This is a genomic window from Limnobacter olei (assembly GCF_029087225.1).
Lineage (GTDB): Bacteria > Pseudomonadota > Gammaproteobacteria > Burkholderiales > Burkholderiaceae_B > Limnobacter > Limnobacter olei.
In genome coordinates this window covers 14,516-30,870 of sequence record NZ_JARFJD010000012.1, presented here as the reverse complement: position 1 = coordinate 30,870, position 16,355 = coordinate 14,516, and the positions used below count along the sequence as shown (strand labels likewise).

11 protein-coding genes and 1 tRNA gene are annotated in these 16,355 nt (G+C 52.9%); 7 read left to right on the top strand and 5 right to left on the bottom strand.

Annotated features, from left to right (window positions below; genetic code table 11):
- Nucleotides 1-318: 318 nt before the first annotated feature.
- Nucleotides 319-972 carry an arylesterase gene (locus PY990_RS08545; protein WP_275271259.1) on the bottom strand — a complete coding sequence of 218 codons (654 nt, stop codon included), beginning with the start codon at nucleotides 970-972 and terminating at the stop codon, nucleotides 319-321.
- Here PY990_RS08545 and PY990_RS08540 point away from each other — a divergent pair.
- On the top strand, nucleotides 971-1,651 hold the full coding sequence (locus PY990_RS08540; protein WP_105029300.1) for an ABC transporter ATP-binding protein: 681 nt from the start codon (nucleotides 971-973) through the stop codon (nucleotides 1,649-1,651). The two genes, PY990_RS08545 and PY990_RS08540, sit on opposite strands and share 2 nt — an antisense overlap.
- Here the strand turns inward: PY990_RS08540 and PY990_RS08535 are convergent.
- Nucleotides 1,601-3,277, bottom strand: coding sequence for an NAD(P)H-hydrate dehydratase (locus PY990_RS08535; RefSeq protein ID WP_275271258.1), 1,677 nt, complete (start codon nucleotides 3,275-3,277; stop codon nucleotides 1,601-1,603). The two genes, PY990_RS08540 and PY990_RS08535, sit on opposite strands and share 51 nt — an antisense overlap.
- A 104-nt stretch (nucleotides 3,278-3,381) precedes the next feature.
- On the opposite strand from PY990_RS08535, the gene purL reads away from it, so the two are divergent.
- The 6 genes from purL to PY990_RS08505 all read left to right on the top strand — a co-directional run bounded on the left by purL (nucleotide 3,382) and on the right by PY990_RS08505 (nucleotide 12,239).
- Nucleotides 3,382-7,425, top strand: coding sequence for a phosphoribosylformylglycinamidine synthase (gene purL / locus PY990_RS08530; RefSeq protein WP_275271257.1), 4,044 nt, complete (start codon nucleotides 3,382-3,384; stop codon nucleotides 7,423-7,425).
- Nucleotides 7,426-8,103, top strand: a complete 678-nt coding sequence (locus PY990_RS08525; RefSeq protein ID WP_275271256.1) for a uracil-DNA glycosylase — start codon at nucleotides 7,426-7,428, stop codon at nucleotides 8,101-8,103. It abuts the gene before it with no gap.
- 10 nt (nucleotides 8,104-8,113) lie between these two features.
- On the top strand, nucleotides 8,114-10,060 hold the full coding sequence (uvrC, locus tag PY990_RS08520; protein ID WP_275271255.1) for an excinuclease ABC subunit UvrC: 1,947 nt from the start codon (nucleotides 8,114-8,116) through the stop codon (nucleotides 10,058-10,060).
- 84 nt (nucleotides 10,061-10,144) lie between these two features.
- Nucleotides 10,145-10,714, top strand: coding sequence for a CDP-diacylglycerol--glycerol-3-phosphate 3-phosphatidyltransferase (pgsA, locus tag PY990_RS08515; protein WP_105029296.1), 570 nt, complete (start codon nucleotides 10,145-10,147; stop codon nucleotides 10,712-10,714).
- A gap of 20 nt (nucleotides 10,715-10,734) precedes the next feature.
- Nucleotides 10,735-12,081 (top strand): DUF3422 family protein, encoded by a 1,347-nt coding sequence (locus PY990_RS08510; RefSeq protein ID WP_275271254.1) that lies wholly within the window; start codon nucleotides 10,735-10,737, stop codon nucleotides 12,079-12,081.
- Between the two features lie 68 nt (nucleotides 12,082-12,149).
- Nucleotides 12,150-12,239 (top strand) — tRNA-Ser (locus tag PY990_RS08505).
- A 157-nt stretch (nucleotides 12,240-12,396) separates the two neighbouring features.
- Here PY990_RS08505 and PY990_RS08500 read toward each other — a convergent pair.
- The 3 genes from PY990_RS08500 to PY990_RS08490 all read right to left on the bottom strand — a co-directional run bounded on the left by PY990_RS08500 (nucleotide 12,397) and on the right by PY990_RS08490 (nucleotide 16,099).
- Nucleotides 12,397-14,325 (bottom strand): TRAP transporter large permease, encoded by a 1,929-nt coding sequence (locus PY990_RS08500; RefSeq protein WP_275271253.1) that lies wholly within the window; start codon nucleotides 14,323-14,325, stop codon nucleotides 12,397-12,399.
- An 11-nt stretch (nucleotides 14,326-14,336) separates the two neighbouring features.
- A complete protein-coding gene (locus PY990_RS08495; RefSeq protein ID WP_343075072.1) occupies nucleotides 14,337-14,816 on the bottom strand; it encodes a TRAP transporter small permease subunit in 480 nt (159 codons plus the stop codon).
- A gap of 164 nt (nucleotides 14,817-14,980) precedes the next feature.
- Nucleotides 14,981-16,099 (bottom strand): TRAP transporter substrate-binding protein, encoded by a 1,119-nt coding sequence (locus PY990_RS08490; protein WP_275271251.1) that lies wholly within the window; start codon nucleotides 16,097-16,099, stop codon nucleotides 14,981-14,983.
- Between the last annotated feature and the right edge of the window lie 256 nt (nucleotides 16,100-16,355).

Sequence of the window (16,355 nt, the reverse complement as noted above, 5' to 3'; positions counted from 1 at the left end):
ATGCTGATGTGGTCGATTTGCAGCGCATCGCACCTCATCCACGATTGGCATGGTTGTAGTCGATTTGCAGCGCGTCACTCATTCTGCCTTGATCAAGTCGAATTCCCCTTTTTGAATCTGGCTCAGGGCATGCGAAACGCGAGCGCGTCTTCGCATCAGATCCTGGCGGATCTGCCCCTCGCTGCGAATCAAAATGGGCGACGTGATCTTGAATCGGCAGAACGATGTAACGCTGCTGCAAATCTTGACTGCGCCGTTAGCGATATTGCACATGCGATATGGGAAAACGCGACCTCGAATACGCTGCCAAGAGTGCATTCACTTCAATGTCGCTGAAAACGTCGGCCAAATATTTTCCAGAATTTTCGGTTGCGCCCCCGCATTTGGATGAATTCCATCTGCTTGAAACGCGGTGGGGTCTAGCGCGAATCCTTCCAGCATGAACGGTACCAAAGGCACTTTCTGTTTTCGTGCCACCTCTGGGAATGTGTCGCCAAAACGGCGTGCATACGCCGGTCCGTAATTCGATGGAATTTGCATGCCAATCAGCACAGCCTGAGCCCCGCTGCGCCGGGCCGTGACCAGCATATTGGTCAAGTTGTCTTTCATCGTGTCCAGGGACAGTCCGCGTAATCCGTCGTTGGCGCCAAGTTCCAGAATCATGTGTGAGGGTTTGTGTTGTTTCAGCAGGGCTGGTAAGCGTGTTTTTCCACCTGCTGTGGTCTCGCCTGATACCGAGGCATTCACCACCTTGCAGTGCGGGAACTTTTCAGCCAAACGGCCCTCCATTAAAGCGACCCAACCTTGTTCTTTGGGCAGGCCGTAAGCAGCCGAAAGGCTGTCGCCCATCACCAGTATTTTGCATTCCTGGCCTGTACTTGCCGCAAAGCTGGATACACTGGTTGATAATCCAAAAGCGATCAGGCCCAATGCGAAGGCGTTTTTAATTTTTTTTGCAGTAAAGGCAAACATGAGTCGTGCAATCCTCGAAGTCGAAGGTTTAAATCAATTGGTTCAGGACGGGCAAAGCAGTTTGTCCATTCTTGAAAACATTTCGTTCACTATAAATCAAGGCGAAGCGGTTGCCATTGTGGGTGCCTCAGGTTCAGGTAAGTCCACATTGTTGGGCATGCTTGCTGGGTTGGACATTCCATCTAGCGGTGCAGTTCGCTTTTTAGGTGAAGACTTAACTCAACTTAACGAAGACCGCCGTGCCAGCCTGCGAGCTGAGCATGTGGGTTTTGTATTTCAGTCATTTCAGTTGCTCGACCACCTGAGTGCGCTTGAGAACGTGATGCTGGCCACTGAACTGACGCCCATGCAAAATCGCGAAAAGGCCTGCAAGGAGATGCTGGACCGGGTGGGTTTGGGTGATCGCCTCAACCACACGCCCAAAACCCTTTCAGGAGGTGAACAGCAACGCGTTGCATTGGCTCGGGCATTCGTACGAAAACCCACGATTGTGTTTGCCGATGAGCCCACTGGCAGCCTGGATTTTGCAACCGGCCAGCGAATAATTGACTTGATGTTTGACCTTCAGAAAGAGCAGGGCACCACTTTGATTCTGGTGACCCACGATGACAAGCTTGCAGCGCGCTGTTCACGGCAATTGACTATTGCGGCGGGCGCTTTGGCTCAGGAGGTGGTTTAACCACGCTTTCATCCGCCTGGCAATTTCGCTCGCATGTGAAACGTACAAACCCTCTCGCTCACCCGCCAGCGGTTCAAGCGACAGCCCATGTAGATACACCGCGAATGATGCGGCTTTGAATTCATCCAGACCTTGCCCCAACATGGCCGCTACTGCGCCGGCAAGTACATCTCCACTGCCTGCGGTCGCCAATGCGGGGCCACCTGTGGTGTTGATCTCAATTTGATTCGAATTGCAGACCAAACTGCCAGTGCCTTTCAACACCACGGTGCAGTCAAATTGAGAGGCCAGGGATTGCGCCGCCTTCACGCGATCAGCCTGAATCATCTCAGTTGTGCTCTGGAGAAGGCGTGCGGCCTCCAGGGGGTGCGGCGTCAACACCAGGCTTTTTGCACGGTGTTTGCACCGGTAGTGCTGTAGCCGCGCACGCAAGGCCGAATTGGCTGCAAGAAGGTTCAGTGCATCGGCGTCCCACACCATATCCAGACCTTTGTCGTGTTCAAGCAGTGCATGAACCATGTTCAAGGCCTCTTCACTTTGCCCCAAGCCTGGTCCGATCACGGCGGTATCCGCAAACTCAAGATTGCTTTCCAGTCCCTTGTTCATGATTTCCGGAAAAATCAGGTCGAGAAAGGGTGATTGGCCTTGACGCTGAACATCGGGCAAGTGCATGTCGGCTTCATGCAGCAGGGTCAAGGCTACTCGCCCGCAGCCCAGCATCAGTGCGGTTCTTGCACTCAGTACGCAGGCTCCTACCATGCCTTGTTGGCCACCGAGCACAGCAATGCTACCAAAGCTGCCTTTGTGGTGCTGATGGCCTCGTTTTGGCAGGTGTTGCAATTGATCAAGCCGGGAAACCGCGTGAACAACCATGCCCAATTCGGCCGTGTGCGGCCCCGTATCAAGCAGGGCGTCGCAATTTAGTGTGTCTATCCACAGCTCACCGCACAAATCTTTGCCTTGTTCACTTAACAGGCCGTGCTTACAGGCCAGGTAGCTGAAAGTGGTGTGCGCCTGGACAGCTGCGCCAGGCGCACTACCCGTATCGCAGTTCAGCCCGCTGGGGCAGTCCAGCGCATAAACCCTGGCCTTGTGGTGGTGGGCATTCACATGTCGAATCAATCGCTCTATTGCACCCTGTGGGGATCTGTCACAGGCTATTCCCAGCAGCCCGTCGATAATCACTGTGCCGGTATCAATGTCAGGCAAGGGCATGTCGGGTTCAAATTCCATGGGTTGAACACCGTGTGCCAAAGCCCACAATACAGCCTGCATGCGGTCTTTCGAGCCTGTTTTTCCATCGCTTACTTGCAGAAGGTTGACTTGCAGGCCTTTGCGTTTCAACTCCCCGGCCACAATGCAGGCATCTCCCCCATTGTTGCCTGGCCCGGCGAGCACCAGGCAAGGCGGTGAATGTGTCTTGCTGTGAACAATTTGATCGACGATTTTCAGGGCCGAGCGTACTCCGGCAGCCTGCATGAGTAAGAAGGAATCGATGTGCGTAAAAGCAGCCTGTTCCAGCGCCCGAATTTGCTCGACTGACAGCACCGGCATTGATTTTTGATCCAACTGTTGCCAGTTGGCATGGTTCAGGTTCTCAGGGTGTAGGTCAATCGGTTCGGGCATGCGTATTCCAAGGAAATTCAGGGTGGTTTATCCGGGCTTTGTGCTCAGTTTTGAGGCTGTAGCACTTATAATTCAAGATTACCTCAACCACCCCCACTGCTGTCATGTCTCTTGCCCTGTCCTCGGCTGATCAATTCGATGTTTCCACCTTCCATGGTGCCTCTGCCTTGTCTGCTTTTCGCGCAGAAGGTTTGCTGAAACGCCTGCAAGCCATTGATTCGAATGTGTCAGCGGTGCGTGCGCATTTCGTTCATTTTGTGGCCACCCGGGGTGTACTGGAAGGGCAGCAGCGCAAGGTGATGGAAGGCTTGCTCGATTACGGCCACGCCGCCCCGGCGTTGGACCGTGTTGACCTTCGCTGCGTGGTTGTTCCCCGCTTGGGTACGGTTAGTCCGTGGGCCTCGAAGGCCACCGACATTGCCCACAATGCTGGCCTTGCCAAGGTGGTGCGCATGGAGCGTGGCATTGAATTTCAGCTGAGCTTCAAGAAAGGCTTGCTGGGTGGCAGCAAACTGCCCGAAGGGGCTGCTTTGCAGGCCTTGAAGGCTGCTTTGTATGACCGCATGACGGAAACAGTTTTGCCCGATAGCTTTGATGTGAAAAGCCTGTTTCTACCTCTGCAGGGCAAAAGCCTGCAAATCGTGGAATTGAGCGAAGGGCGTAATTCCCTGGTGAAAGCCAACAGTGAACTGGGTTTGGCTCTGAGCGAAGATGAAATTGATTATTTGCTGGATGCATACACTGCCATGGGCCGCTCGCCCACCGATGTTGAACTGATGATGTTTGCGCAGGCGAACAGCGAACACTGTCGTCACAAAATTTTCAATGCGACCTGGACCATTGATGGGCAGACGCAGGACGAGACACTGTTCGGAATGATCCGCAATACCCACAAAACCACCCCGCAGGGCACGGTGGTGGCGTATTCCGACAATGCAGCCGTAATTGCTGGTGGCAAGGCTGAGCGCTTTTTTGCTGATGCCGATGGCGTGTATCGACCGCACGAGGAAACCACGCATTTTGTAATCAAGGTGGAAACCCACAACCATCCCACCGCCATTTCGCCATATGCGGGTGCTGCCACGGGTTCAGGTGGCGAAATTCGTGATGAAGGTGCCACTGGTCGTGGCGCCAAGCCCAAAGCTGGCCTGTGTGGTTTTACCACCTCCCATTTGCGTTTTGAAGGTGGCAAGGAAAGCTGGGAAACTGGTCAAGACGCCCTGGTGCCGCTCGAGCAGCGTGCCGAGAAGCCTCAGCCTGTTGGTATTCCCACACGCATTGCCACGCCTGAACAAATCATGATCGATGGCCCAATTGGTGCGGCTGCCTTCAACAATGAATTTGGCCGCCCGAACTTGGGTGGCTATTTCCGCACATTCGAGCAACGTGTGGGTGATCGTGTTTATGGTTATCACAAGCCCATCATGATTGCGGGTGGCCTGGGCAACATTCGGGAAGTGCACACCCACAAGTGCGATTTGCCGGCGGGCAGCTTGTTAATACAGCTGGGTGGCCCTGGCATGCGCATTGGCATGGGCGGTGGTGCAGCTTCGTCGATGAATGCCGGTACCAACACAGAATCACTCGACTTTGATTCTGTACAGCGTGCCAACCCTGAAATGGAACGCCGTGCGCAGGAAGTACTCGACCGCTGCTGGACTCTGGGCGAGGCCAATCCGATTTTGAGCATTCATGATGTGGGCGCGGGCGGTATTTCCAACGCATTCCCCGAACTTGCCGATGCATCGAACAAAGGTGCAGAATTTGATTTGCGCAAAGTGAATCTGGATGAAAGCGGTTTGAGTCCTGCCGAGATTTGGTGCAATGAATCGCAAGAGCGCTATGTGATGGGTATTGCGCCTGAATCGCTTGAACTGTTCACGCAACTGTGTGAGCGCGAGCGTTGCCCCTTCTGTGTGGTGGGTGTTGTAACCGATGAACGGCAGTTGAAAGTGCTGGATGCTGAAAGCACCAGCAACCCCGTTGATATGCCCATGGAAGTTTTGCTGGGCAAGCCACCACGCATGGAGCGCAACGACAACCGTGTTGAAACGGTGAAAGCGGAAATGGATTTGACCCAAACTGAGTTGGGTGAGGCCATTGAACAAGTGTTGAAATTTCCGGCAGTAGCTTCCAAGCGTTTCCTCATTACGATTGGCGATCGCACGGTGGGTGGCTTCACCGCCCGTGACCAAATGGTGGGGCCTTACCAGGTGCCCGTGGCCGATGTGGCAGTGACCATTGATGATTACACCGGCTACGCTGGCCAGGCCATGGCCATGGGTGAGCGCACACCGCTGGCCGTTTTGAACGCACCTGCTTCAGGCCGCATGGCCATTGCAGAAAGTATTACCAACCTGCTGGCTGCACCTGTTGAAAAACTGGAAGACGTGAAACTGAGTGCCAACTGGATGGCCGCTTGCGGCATACCCGGGCAAGATGCGGCTTTGTTCGACACCGTGAAAGCCATTGGTATGGACCTTTGCCCACAGTTGGGCTTGGGCATTCCTGTGGGCAAAGATTCGCTTTCCATGCGCACCCGCTGGAATGAGGGCGATGTGCAGAAGGAAGTGTTGTCGCCTGTCAGCTTGATTGTTTCTGCTTTCTCAAAAATCAACGATGTGCGAGGCACGCTAACGCCTGCGCTGAACACTGCTGAAGACACCGTGCTGGTGCTGGTTGATTTGGCGCGCGGCAAAATGCGCATGGGTGCCAGCGTGTTGGCCCAGGTTACCAACCAGTTGGGCACTGATGTACCCGATGTGGAAGACGCAAGCGACATTAAAAACTTTGCTCAGGCTTTGAATGCCCTGCGCGAAAAAGGCCTTGTGCATGCTTACCACGACCGCTCCGACGGTGGTCTGCTGGCCGCCTTGGCGGAAATGAGTTTTGCAAGCCGCTGCGGTTTGTCGATTAATCTGGATTTGATCACCATCGACCCGTACTCTGCCGATTGGGGTGACTTTAAAATTCGCCCCGAGCAGGTCAGCGTGCAGCGCGGCGAACTGACCCTGAAAGCCTTGTTCAACGAAGAATTGGGTGTGGTGTTGCAGGTGCCCGCCGCTCAAAAAAGCGAGGCCATGCAAGTGTTGCGCGACTTCAATTTGAGCAAACACAGCAACATTATTGGCAAGCCGAATGACCGCGATGTAATCGAGTTTTATCGCGATGCCAAGTGCATTTATTCCGAAAGTCGCGCCAAGCTTCAAGGCATTTGGGACGACACCAGCTATCAAATTGCCAAGCGCCGTGACAACCCGGCTTGCGCTGAAAGTGAACACAAAGCAGCAGCGGAATTGCCCAATGCCTTGGTGTGGAAGCCCAGCTTTGACATTACGGAAAACCCCGCAGCGCCATTCATTGCCACGGGCGCAAGGCCACGTGTTGCTGTGCTGCGCGAACAAGGCGTAAATGGTCAGCTTGAAATGGCAGGCGCATTCACCTTGGCTGGTTTCGAGGCGGTGGATGTACACATGAGCGACCTGTTGAGTGGCAAGCGCAAGCTGGCTGATTTCCAGGGCTTGGCCGCCTGCGGTGGTTTCAGTTATGGCGATGTGTTGGGTGCTGGCGAGGGCTGGGCCAAGACTATTCGCTACAACAGCGCGCTGGCTGACCAGTTCGCCGAGTTCTTTGGCCGCAGCGATGTGTTTGGTTTGGGTGTGTGCAACGGTTGCCAAATGATGGCCACGCTGGCTGATTTGATTCCCGGTGCAACGCATTGGCCAAAGTTGATGCGCAATGAAAGCGAGCAATACGAAGCCCGTTTGGTGAATGTGAAAATCAACAAGACGCCTTCGATTTTGTTGAGTGGAATGGAAGGCTCGGTGGTGCCTGTGGTGGTTGCACACGGTGAAGGTCGCGCCGATTTTTCTCGCCAGGGCAACCACGGCAAATTGAGCTCGGAAGGTTTGGTGGCAGTGCAGTATGTGAATTCGCAAGGCGAGGCCACACAGCAGTACCCATTCAACCCCAACGGTAGCCCGGAAGCTTTGGCAGGTTTCACCACGCCAGATGGTCGTTTCACCATCATGATGCCGCACCCGGAACGCGTATTCCGCAATGTGCAAATGAGCTGGGCGCCCGAAGACGCAGGCGAGTTTTCTCCTTGGATGCGCTTGTTCTACAACGCGCGCAAGGCTTTGGGTTAAATGGGCAGTAAAACCGTGTGGCAACCCCTGGTCATGGATCAGCAATGGCCCACCAGGGTGTTTGATGTGAATTGCATGGAATGCCCGCGTTTGCATGCATTTCATGAACACAATCGCCAAAAATTTCCTGACCATTTCAACGGACCGGTGCCACCCTTTGGCCCGGTAAACGCTGAGTTGTTGATTGTTGGCCTGGCCCCAGGCTTACATGGTGCGAACCGCAGCGGGCGGCCATTCACGGGCGACTATTGCGGCGACTTGCTTTACAGCACTTTGCACAAATATGGCTTTGCCAACAGACCAGTTTCCATGGCTGTGGGCGATGGCATGCAACTGCTGAATGCGCGTGTGAGCAATGCTGTGAAGTGTGTTCCGCCGGAAAACAAGCCAACGCCGGCTGAAATAAATACGTGCAATAAGTTCATTGCCTATGAGTTCAAAGTACACCCACCCAAAGCAGTGCTGGCACTGGGTTTGGTGGGGCACCAAGCGGTGCTGAAAGCCATGGACCAAAAGCAAAGCGCGTTCAAGTTCGGGCATGCTGCCCAACATGATTTGGGCGAGTTTCGTTTGTTCGATAGTTACCACGTGAGCCGTTACAACACACAGACAGGGCGTCTTACCACCCCCATGTTCGAGGCTGTCCTCGAGGCAATCAGCCGTTTCCTGAGAACATGAGGGCATGGCGATGACTGAGGAACAACAAGCGCCCGAAACTCCTTTTGATATTGCGGCGTTTCTGAAGGAATTGACCACAAGGCCCGGTGTGTATCGCATGATTGATGCAAATGGCACCGTGATGTATGTGGGCAAGGCCAAGAACCTGAAAAAACGGGTGTCTTCATACTTCCAGAAAACCCATGCCAGCCCGCGCACCAGCCACATGGTGGAGCGCATTGTGCGGGTGGATGTAACACCGACTCGCACTGAGGCGGAAGCGCTGCTGCTTGAAAACAACCTGATCAAAAGCTTAAGCCCACGCTACAACATTCTGTTTCGCGATGACAAAAGCTACCCCTATTTGCGGCTGACGAATCACAAGTACCCGCGTGTGGCTTATTACCGGGGTGCGGTGGATAAAAAATCACAGTTTTTTGGCCCCTTTCCAAACGCTTGGGCTGTGAAGGAAAGCATTCAGGTTTTACAGCGCGTATTTTTGCTGCGCACCTGTGAAGACACCGTGTTTTCTCATCGCTCACGCCCCTGTTTGCAGGCACAAATTCAGCGGTGTAGTGCGCCTTGTGTGAACTGGATCAGCCCCGAAGATTATGCGAAGGATGTTGAGGCTGCATCGCGTTTCCTGCGGGGCGACCACAAGTCAGTTTTGGCCAATCTGGAAGAGAAAATGCTGGAGGCCAGTGGCTTGCTGGAGTTCGAGAAAGCCGCCATGTATCGCAATCAGTTGGGTGCATTGAGTAGGGTGTTACAAAAGCAGTCGGTGGACACCACCGGCGGTGATGACGATGCAGACATTATTGCTGTAGTCATCAAAGGCGGTGCGGTGTGCGTGAATTTGGCCATGGTGCGAGGTGGGCGGCATTTGGGTGACAAGCCCATGTTCCCAAGTGTGGCGCAGGCCACCGAAGACATCGGCCCTGAGGTGCTGGAAGCTTTCTTGAGCCAAGCCTATGTGGACAGGCCCATTCCCAACCTGTTGATTGTGAACCAGGATCTGGATGCCCCCGAACTGTTGATGGCCTTGAGCCAACAAGCTGGCAAAAAAATCAATCTGATTCGACAGCCGCAAAGCGAGCGGCGCAAGTGGCTGGACATGGCGGTAGACAACGCTGAAATTGCGATTGCAAGGCGAATCGCAGAGCAGGGCTCCGCTCAATTCCGCACGCGTGCGTTGGTTGAAACTCTGGGTCTGGAAACGCGGCTGGAAGAGGCTTTGCAAGCCAGCGAGGCTGACCGCTTGTTAAGTGGTAATGCTACTGGCACCGAGCCCACCGTTGATTCAGCAGCTGAAGAAATTGATTTGCTGGCCACCTTGCGTGTGGAATGTTTCGATATTTCGCACACCGCAGGTGAGGCCACGCAAGCTTCTTGTGTGGTGTTTCACAACCACGATATGCAAAGCCGCGAGTATCGCCGTTACAACATTGAGGGTATTACCCCAGGCGATGATTATGCCGCCATGCGCCAGGCAGTAACACGACGCTATCAACGGGAGGGTAAAACCCCAATCGTGATGCCGCATGTGGTGTTGATCGATGGTGGCAAGGGGCAGATTGAAGTGGCCCGGCAGGTGTTTGAACAACTGGAATTGGACATCGGCCTGATTGTGGGTGTAAAAAAAGGCGAGAACCGCAAGGTGGGGTTGGAAACTTTGGTGTTTCCAGATGGCCGACCCAGCCTTGAGTTGGGGCCAGGCCACCCGGCGTTGATGTTGATCGCACAAATTCGGGATGAGGCTCACCGTTTTGCGATTACCGGCATGCGGGCCAAACGGGCCAAAGCAAGGCAGGCTTCCGAGCTGGATGAAATTGAAGGCATTGGTGCACGCCGCAAGCAAAAATTACTGACCCGTTTTGGCGGTTTGCGCGGCGTGAAAGCGGCCAGTGTTGAAGACTTGCAAACAGTCGAAGGAATCTCCAAAACTCTGGCCGAAGAAATATATCGGCGTTTGCACTGAAGATGTGCGCCTCAACGGGTGTTGTCGCTGATATATTCTGTACCTCTATAGAGTGTATTTTTACTTAACAAAAGAACAACAGCTATGCCAATGAACCTGCCCATGATCCTGACCTGGGTCCGGATTGTACTGATTCCCTTGGTTGTCGGCATTTATTTTCTGCCTGAAACAATCATGTCCATCTCCATGCAAAACTGGGTAGGTGCCTGGGTGTTTGTTTTCGCAGCCATTACCGATTTTGTAGATGGTTACCTAGCACGCCGCTGGAATCAAACCTCGGCTTTTGGTGCATTTCTTGACCCGGTGGCCGACAAGCTGATGGTGGGCGCCGCCCTGATTGTATTGGTTGACCTTGGGCGAATTGGTCCTTTTATTGCGCTGATTATTATTGGCCGCGAAATCACCATTTCTGCGTTGCGGGAATGGATGGCCAGCGTTGGTGCGCGCAACAGTGTGGCTGTGAACAGGCTTGGCAAATTCAAAACCATTGCGCAAATGGTGGCCATTCCCATGCTGTTGGTGAACGAAACCTGGATGGGCATTGACTTCCATGTGTTGGGTACTTTGGGTATTTATGTGGCAGCCGTTTTGACGGTTTGGTCGATGTGCTACTACCTGATGAAAGCCTGGCCAGAACTCCGCAATCGAAGCTGACCGCTTCCCTACATTTCGCCATGAACAAAAGCAACTTGCTGCCCCAGCCTTACCCGTTGCGGCAGGCACTCAATGATGAAGTGCATTCCCGCCCCACCGAGGCCTTGTGGCCGCAGGAAAGGGTGTTTCACATTGCTTTGCTGGTGCAAGGCGATGTAACACCTGAAATCGTTGGGCAATTACAAGCCTTGGTGGACTATTGTGGTTGCAAGCCGGTTTCTGATGAGGAACTGGCTGCACCCCAGGTCAGCCTGAGCCTGTGTGGTGGCGAGTCGGCCTTGCGCCTTCGCCTGGAGCGTCACAATGAATTCATTACACTGACCTTCTTTGAGCGGGCTGACCATGCGATTGTGTTCGATCGCCCTGTGACTCGCCGTTTGCCTCCCAGCTGGATGGCCGCTTTGCCGGGCATCATGCTGGTGGCCATTGAACTGTTTGTTCAAAAAACAGAAAACCCCCGAGAGCCGCGAAGCGTAGCAGGTTACTTTGATGGCAATACCCTGATTGGCGGCATGATTGCCAACGGAGCAGGGCAGGTGTTTTCTGACCTTCGAATTGCAGACCGGGGTGCAAGCCGCATTTTGATTTGTAATTTGAAGATGGGCTCGCGGCAATTGGGCCGAGTGGTTCAGCGCGCCATCGAAATGGAAACCTACCGAATGATGGCCCTGCTGAGTTTTCCGGTTGCACGTGCCACGTTGCCAAAGCTTTCTTCGTATGAAGACCGCTTGGTGAAGCTTGCCACGGAAATGGCTGAAACCAGTAAAACCGAAGACCTGGCCGAGGTAACCAGTGAGGATGTTGAACTGGATCGAAAGCTGTTGAGCCAGCTGACCGACCTGGCCGCACGCGTGGAGCAGTTAAGTGCCGAGAACCGGGTGCGTTTTACCGCTGCTGAAGCGTACACCGACTTGGTGAAAAAGCGCATTGCTGAATTGAAGGAAATCCCCATGGTGGGCATGCAAACTTTTGGTGAGTTCATGGATCGCCGTTTGGGCCCCGCCATGAAAACCTGCACTTGGACAGCTCGCCGGCAAGATGAGTTGGCGGCCCGTATTTCGCGGGTTACACAGCTGTTGCGCACGCGCGTTGAAATTGAGCGGGAAAGCCAGAACCAGCGGTTGCTAACCAGTATGGACAAGCGTGCCAAGGTGCAGTTGCGTTTGCAGGAAACTGTAGAGGGATTGTCGATTGTTGCCATTTCTTACTACGGCGCGAGTTTAGTGGGTTACCTGGCCAAAGGGCTGAAAACCTTGGGAGTGCCGGTCTCACCCGATCTGGCCATTGCCGTGGCAATTCCAACCATTGCAGTGTTGGCTTATGTCAGCATGCAGGCCATGAAAAAACGCATGGGTTTGAAAGGCTGAGGAATATTAGGAAATATTGCCCCGAGAGGTTTCCAAACCAAAGGGTTTGTGGTTATAATTGCGGGCTCGGAAGCTTGGCAGAGCGGTTGAATGCACCGGTCTTGAAAACCGGCGAGGGTGCGAGCCCTCCGTGAGTTCGAATCTCACAGCTTCCGCCAAAAACATCAAAACCCGCCCTTGTGGCGGGTTTTTTGTTTTTGCGACGTGTGAGTAGATTCGAACGAACGGATCTTGAAAAGATGATTGTCAGCGAACAACAAAAAACCGCCTTGAGGGCGGTTTTCTGCATTCACAATCAAGCAAGGTTTTACTCGCTTATCTGTAAAGTACGCCTGGCAACCACATACCAATCTGTGGGAATACATACAGGATGAACATGGCGAAGATCTGGATAAACATGAACGGAATCATACCCATGAAGATCTGATTCAATGTAACCCCGGGTGGCGACACGCCTTTCAGGTAGAACGCTGCCATGGCCACAGGTGGCGACAGGAATGCCGTTTGCAGGTTCAAGGCAACCAGCAAGCCGAAGAACAGTGGGTCTACATCAAAGTAGGGCAGCAAGGGAATAAAGATCGGCATGAAAATCACGATGATCTCAGTCCATTCCAGTGGCCAACCCAGCAAGAAAATAATTACTTGTGATAGCAACAGGAACTCAATGGGTGTCAGGCCCAGAGACAATACCCATTGTTCAACTAACTCTTGCCCACCCAGCAGTGCAAACGCTGCCGAGAAAATGGAAGAACCCACAAACAACCAGCACACCATGGCAGTGGTTTTTGCCGTCAGGAACGACGATTCACGCAGCACGCCGAAGTTTAGCTGCCGGTAGGCTGCTGCCAGCAGCAAGCCGCCGAAAGCACCCACAGCTGCTGCTTCGGAAGGCGTTGCAAAACCAAACACGATACTGCCCAATACCGCAAGAATCAGGAAAGCCAACGGGAAGAATGACGACAACAACATCTTGAACACTTCAAGACGTTCGAAGCTGAGGCGTGAGTAATAGAACAACAGCACGGCCACAACCACAGCCAGTGAAATCCAGAAATTTTTCGATGCTGGTATCGATTCCGCAGGCGTAGCTTCGCTTGCCTGTGAAGTGACTGGTTCAGCAACCGGTGCTGGGTCTACCGGGGCAGGGGCTGCTACTGATTCGCTGGGTTCAGCGCCAGCGGGTTCAGCCAAGCCACTTTCCTCTACCGCAGGTTCGGCGAGATCAAATGAATAACTGTTGCCCTCACTGCTCTGGAATTCGGAGCCGAAACTTACCAAGCCAGATGTGTCAACACCGGGGTCTTTTGGCGCAGTGATCGACGCGTAAACCAAACCAAGAATGAAAGCTGCGAAAAGCGCTGGCAACATCGCGATAAACAACTGGTTGGCAACTTGAGCCGTGCTAAGGTGGCCCTCACGGCGGCCTTTCAGGCCATTCACCAAAGCTGAAACTGCACGGCTGGTACCGTAGGTATTTTTAAGTGACGCCAATACAGGTGTCAATGGAACACGACGGTCTTCTTCAGACAAGGGGGGGGCGCATTTTGGATTGATTTTTGCACGGATAATCACGTACAAAATATACAACCCTGCCAGCATCAAGCCAGGGAAGAATGCACCTGCATACAGCTGAACCACCGACACGCCAGCAGTTGCACCATACACAATTAGAAGCACAGAAGGCGGAATCAAAATACCCAAACAACCGCCAGCCGTAATTACGCCCGCGGCCATTTTTGTGTCGTAACCAGCTTTCATCATGCTGGGCATGGCAAGCAAGCCCATCAAGGTAACCACAGCACCCACAATACCGGTGGCGGTGGCAAAAATTGCGCAGGTTACCAGCGTGGCTACACCAAGTGCACCGGGTAAACGGGCCATAGACAGGTGCAGGGATTTGAACAGCTTTTCAATCAGGTTTGCACGTTCAACCAGATAACCCATGAACACAAACAGGGGCACGGAGATCAGCACATCGTTGGTCATGACCTTGTAGGTGGATTGAACCATGAGGTCGAGTGTGTGCTGAATATTTCCATCGTAGGCTAAGTAGGTGAAGATCACACCCATGCCCATCAGCGTAAATGCAGTGGGGAAGCCCAGCATGATAGCAACCACCACCAGGGATAGCATTAGCAGTCCTAAGTGACCGTTGGTCATTTCCGCTGGCGCTGGCAAGGCAATGGCGACCCCGATCAGGATCATCGCCATAATGGCAAAGCCAAAATAAAGTTCTTTTCTCATTTTGAGTCCTGTTAATTCTTGCCGAGGGAGGCTTTAAGTTTCTCTACGTCCACTTCCTCAACGTCGTCTTCACGTTTAGGCCATTCACCATTCTTGATGCACATCACGCAACGAATGACTTCAACGATCCCTTGCAGCAGCAGGAACAAGCCAGCCAGGGGAATAAAAGTTTTAAACGGATAAATGGGTGGGCCGTCGGCAGTGACTGAGGACATTTCCTTGATTGCCCAGGCCTCTTCTGCGAAGGTGTAGCCTGCGTAGGTCAGCGCGATAATGCCAGGGAAGAAAAATACAAAATACAGAATCAGGTCAAGCGATGCCTGTGTTCGCGGGGTAAAAAAGCCGTACAGAATGTCCCCCCTTACGTGCCCGCCAGTGGCCAGGGTGTACGCACCAGCCATCATGAACAAAATGCCGTAAAGGATGTAAGAGGCATCGAACACCCACGGGTTGGGGTGATTGAATGCATATCGGGTGAAAACTTCGAACACGATCACGGCTGTCAATACAACAATGAGCCACGAGAATAGATGTCCGATTTTAGTCGAAATTTTATCGACCAGATGCAAGAACGTTAACATTGGATGAACCTCAGGTTCCTTTAAAAAAAGCCAACAACCCTCACTGGGTTGCTGGCTTTTCATTGCGTAGAAAATTACTTCTTTTGTGCGTAGAACGCCTGTGCCATCTTGAAGTCGACTGTGGTGTCGGCTTGCCACTTCGCGGCACGTGCAGCGAATGCGCGCTGCGATTCAAACACTTTTTTGAACGTTGGGTTTGAAGCGGCTTTTTCTTTTGTCACTTCGTCCCAAGCCTTCAGCTGAGCCTTCAGAATGCTGTCAGGTGTTTTGAAGAACTTCACGCCCTGCTTGCTTTGCATTTCTGCATAGTCTTTGGAATAGCGATCGACTGCTTTCCAGCTCATGTCAGCAGAAGAGGCTTCAGCAGCATTCGCAATGATTGCCTTGATTTCAGCTGGTAGTTTGTTGTACTTGGTCTTGTTGAACATGATTTCGAACTGTTCAGAAGACTGGTGGAAAGATTGCAACATACATACTTTGGATACGTCGGGGAAGCCCAACAGGCGGTCTGAGGATGCATTGTTGAATTCAGCAGCGTCCAGCAGGCCACGGTCCATCGCTGGAACGATCTCGCCGCCTGGCAGTGCGTTAACTGCTACGCCCATTTTTGTGAAAATGTCTACAGACAGGCCCACGGTGCGGAATTTCAGGCCTTTCAAATCCTCAGGCTTGGTCACTGGCTTTTTGAACCAGCCCAAGGGTTGCGTTGGCATTGGACCGGACATGAATGAAACCACGTCCATGTTCAGGTCGCCGTAAATTTCTTCCAGCAGTTCTTTACCGCCACCGTATTTGTGCCAGGCCAGTAGCATATTGGCATCCATACCAAATGAAGGGCCTGAACCCCACAAGGCTACGGCTGGGTTCTTGCCGTACCAGTAAGCAATCACGCCGTGGCCACCATCCAAAGTACCCTTGCTCACTGCATCCAGCAAGTCGAAAGCTTTTACCACTGAGCCCGCAGGCAGTACTTCAATTTTAAGGCGACCACCAGTCATGCTGTTCACCTTGTCGGCAAAGTCAACCGCATACTCGTGGAAAATGTCTTTCTGGGGCCATGTGCTCTGAAAGCGCATGTTCACTGTTTGGGCAGTGGAAATCATGGGGAACGCCATGGCGCCTGCACCTACTGCAGCCACTGATGTGCCTTTGATAAAATCGCGGCGCTTTTGGTTGTTCACTGAGTCAGTCATTTTGCCTCCTTAAATTGATGTAGCTTTCGACCGTAATTTTTGGTTTTACTTTTCGAACCTGCATTGTGATAGCCACCCACTTGTAACTAAATAGGAGCAAACCCTTATCCGGGCAGCTTTTATGCACCATTTCAGGTCGGGATTTACCCTGTGTTTCCGCTTTTAGAATTTCACTTTATTTTGCAATCGTTGCAAATCCATATAAAACCTCCCAATAACTGTCCGTATTGCTACCACAAAATTGTGAACTAATCGA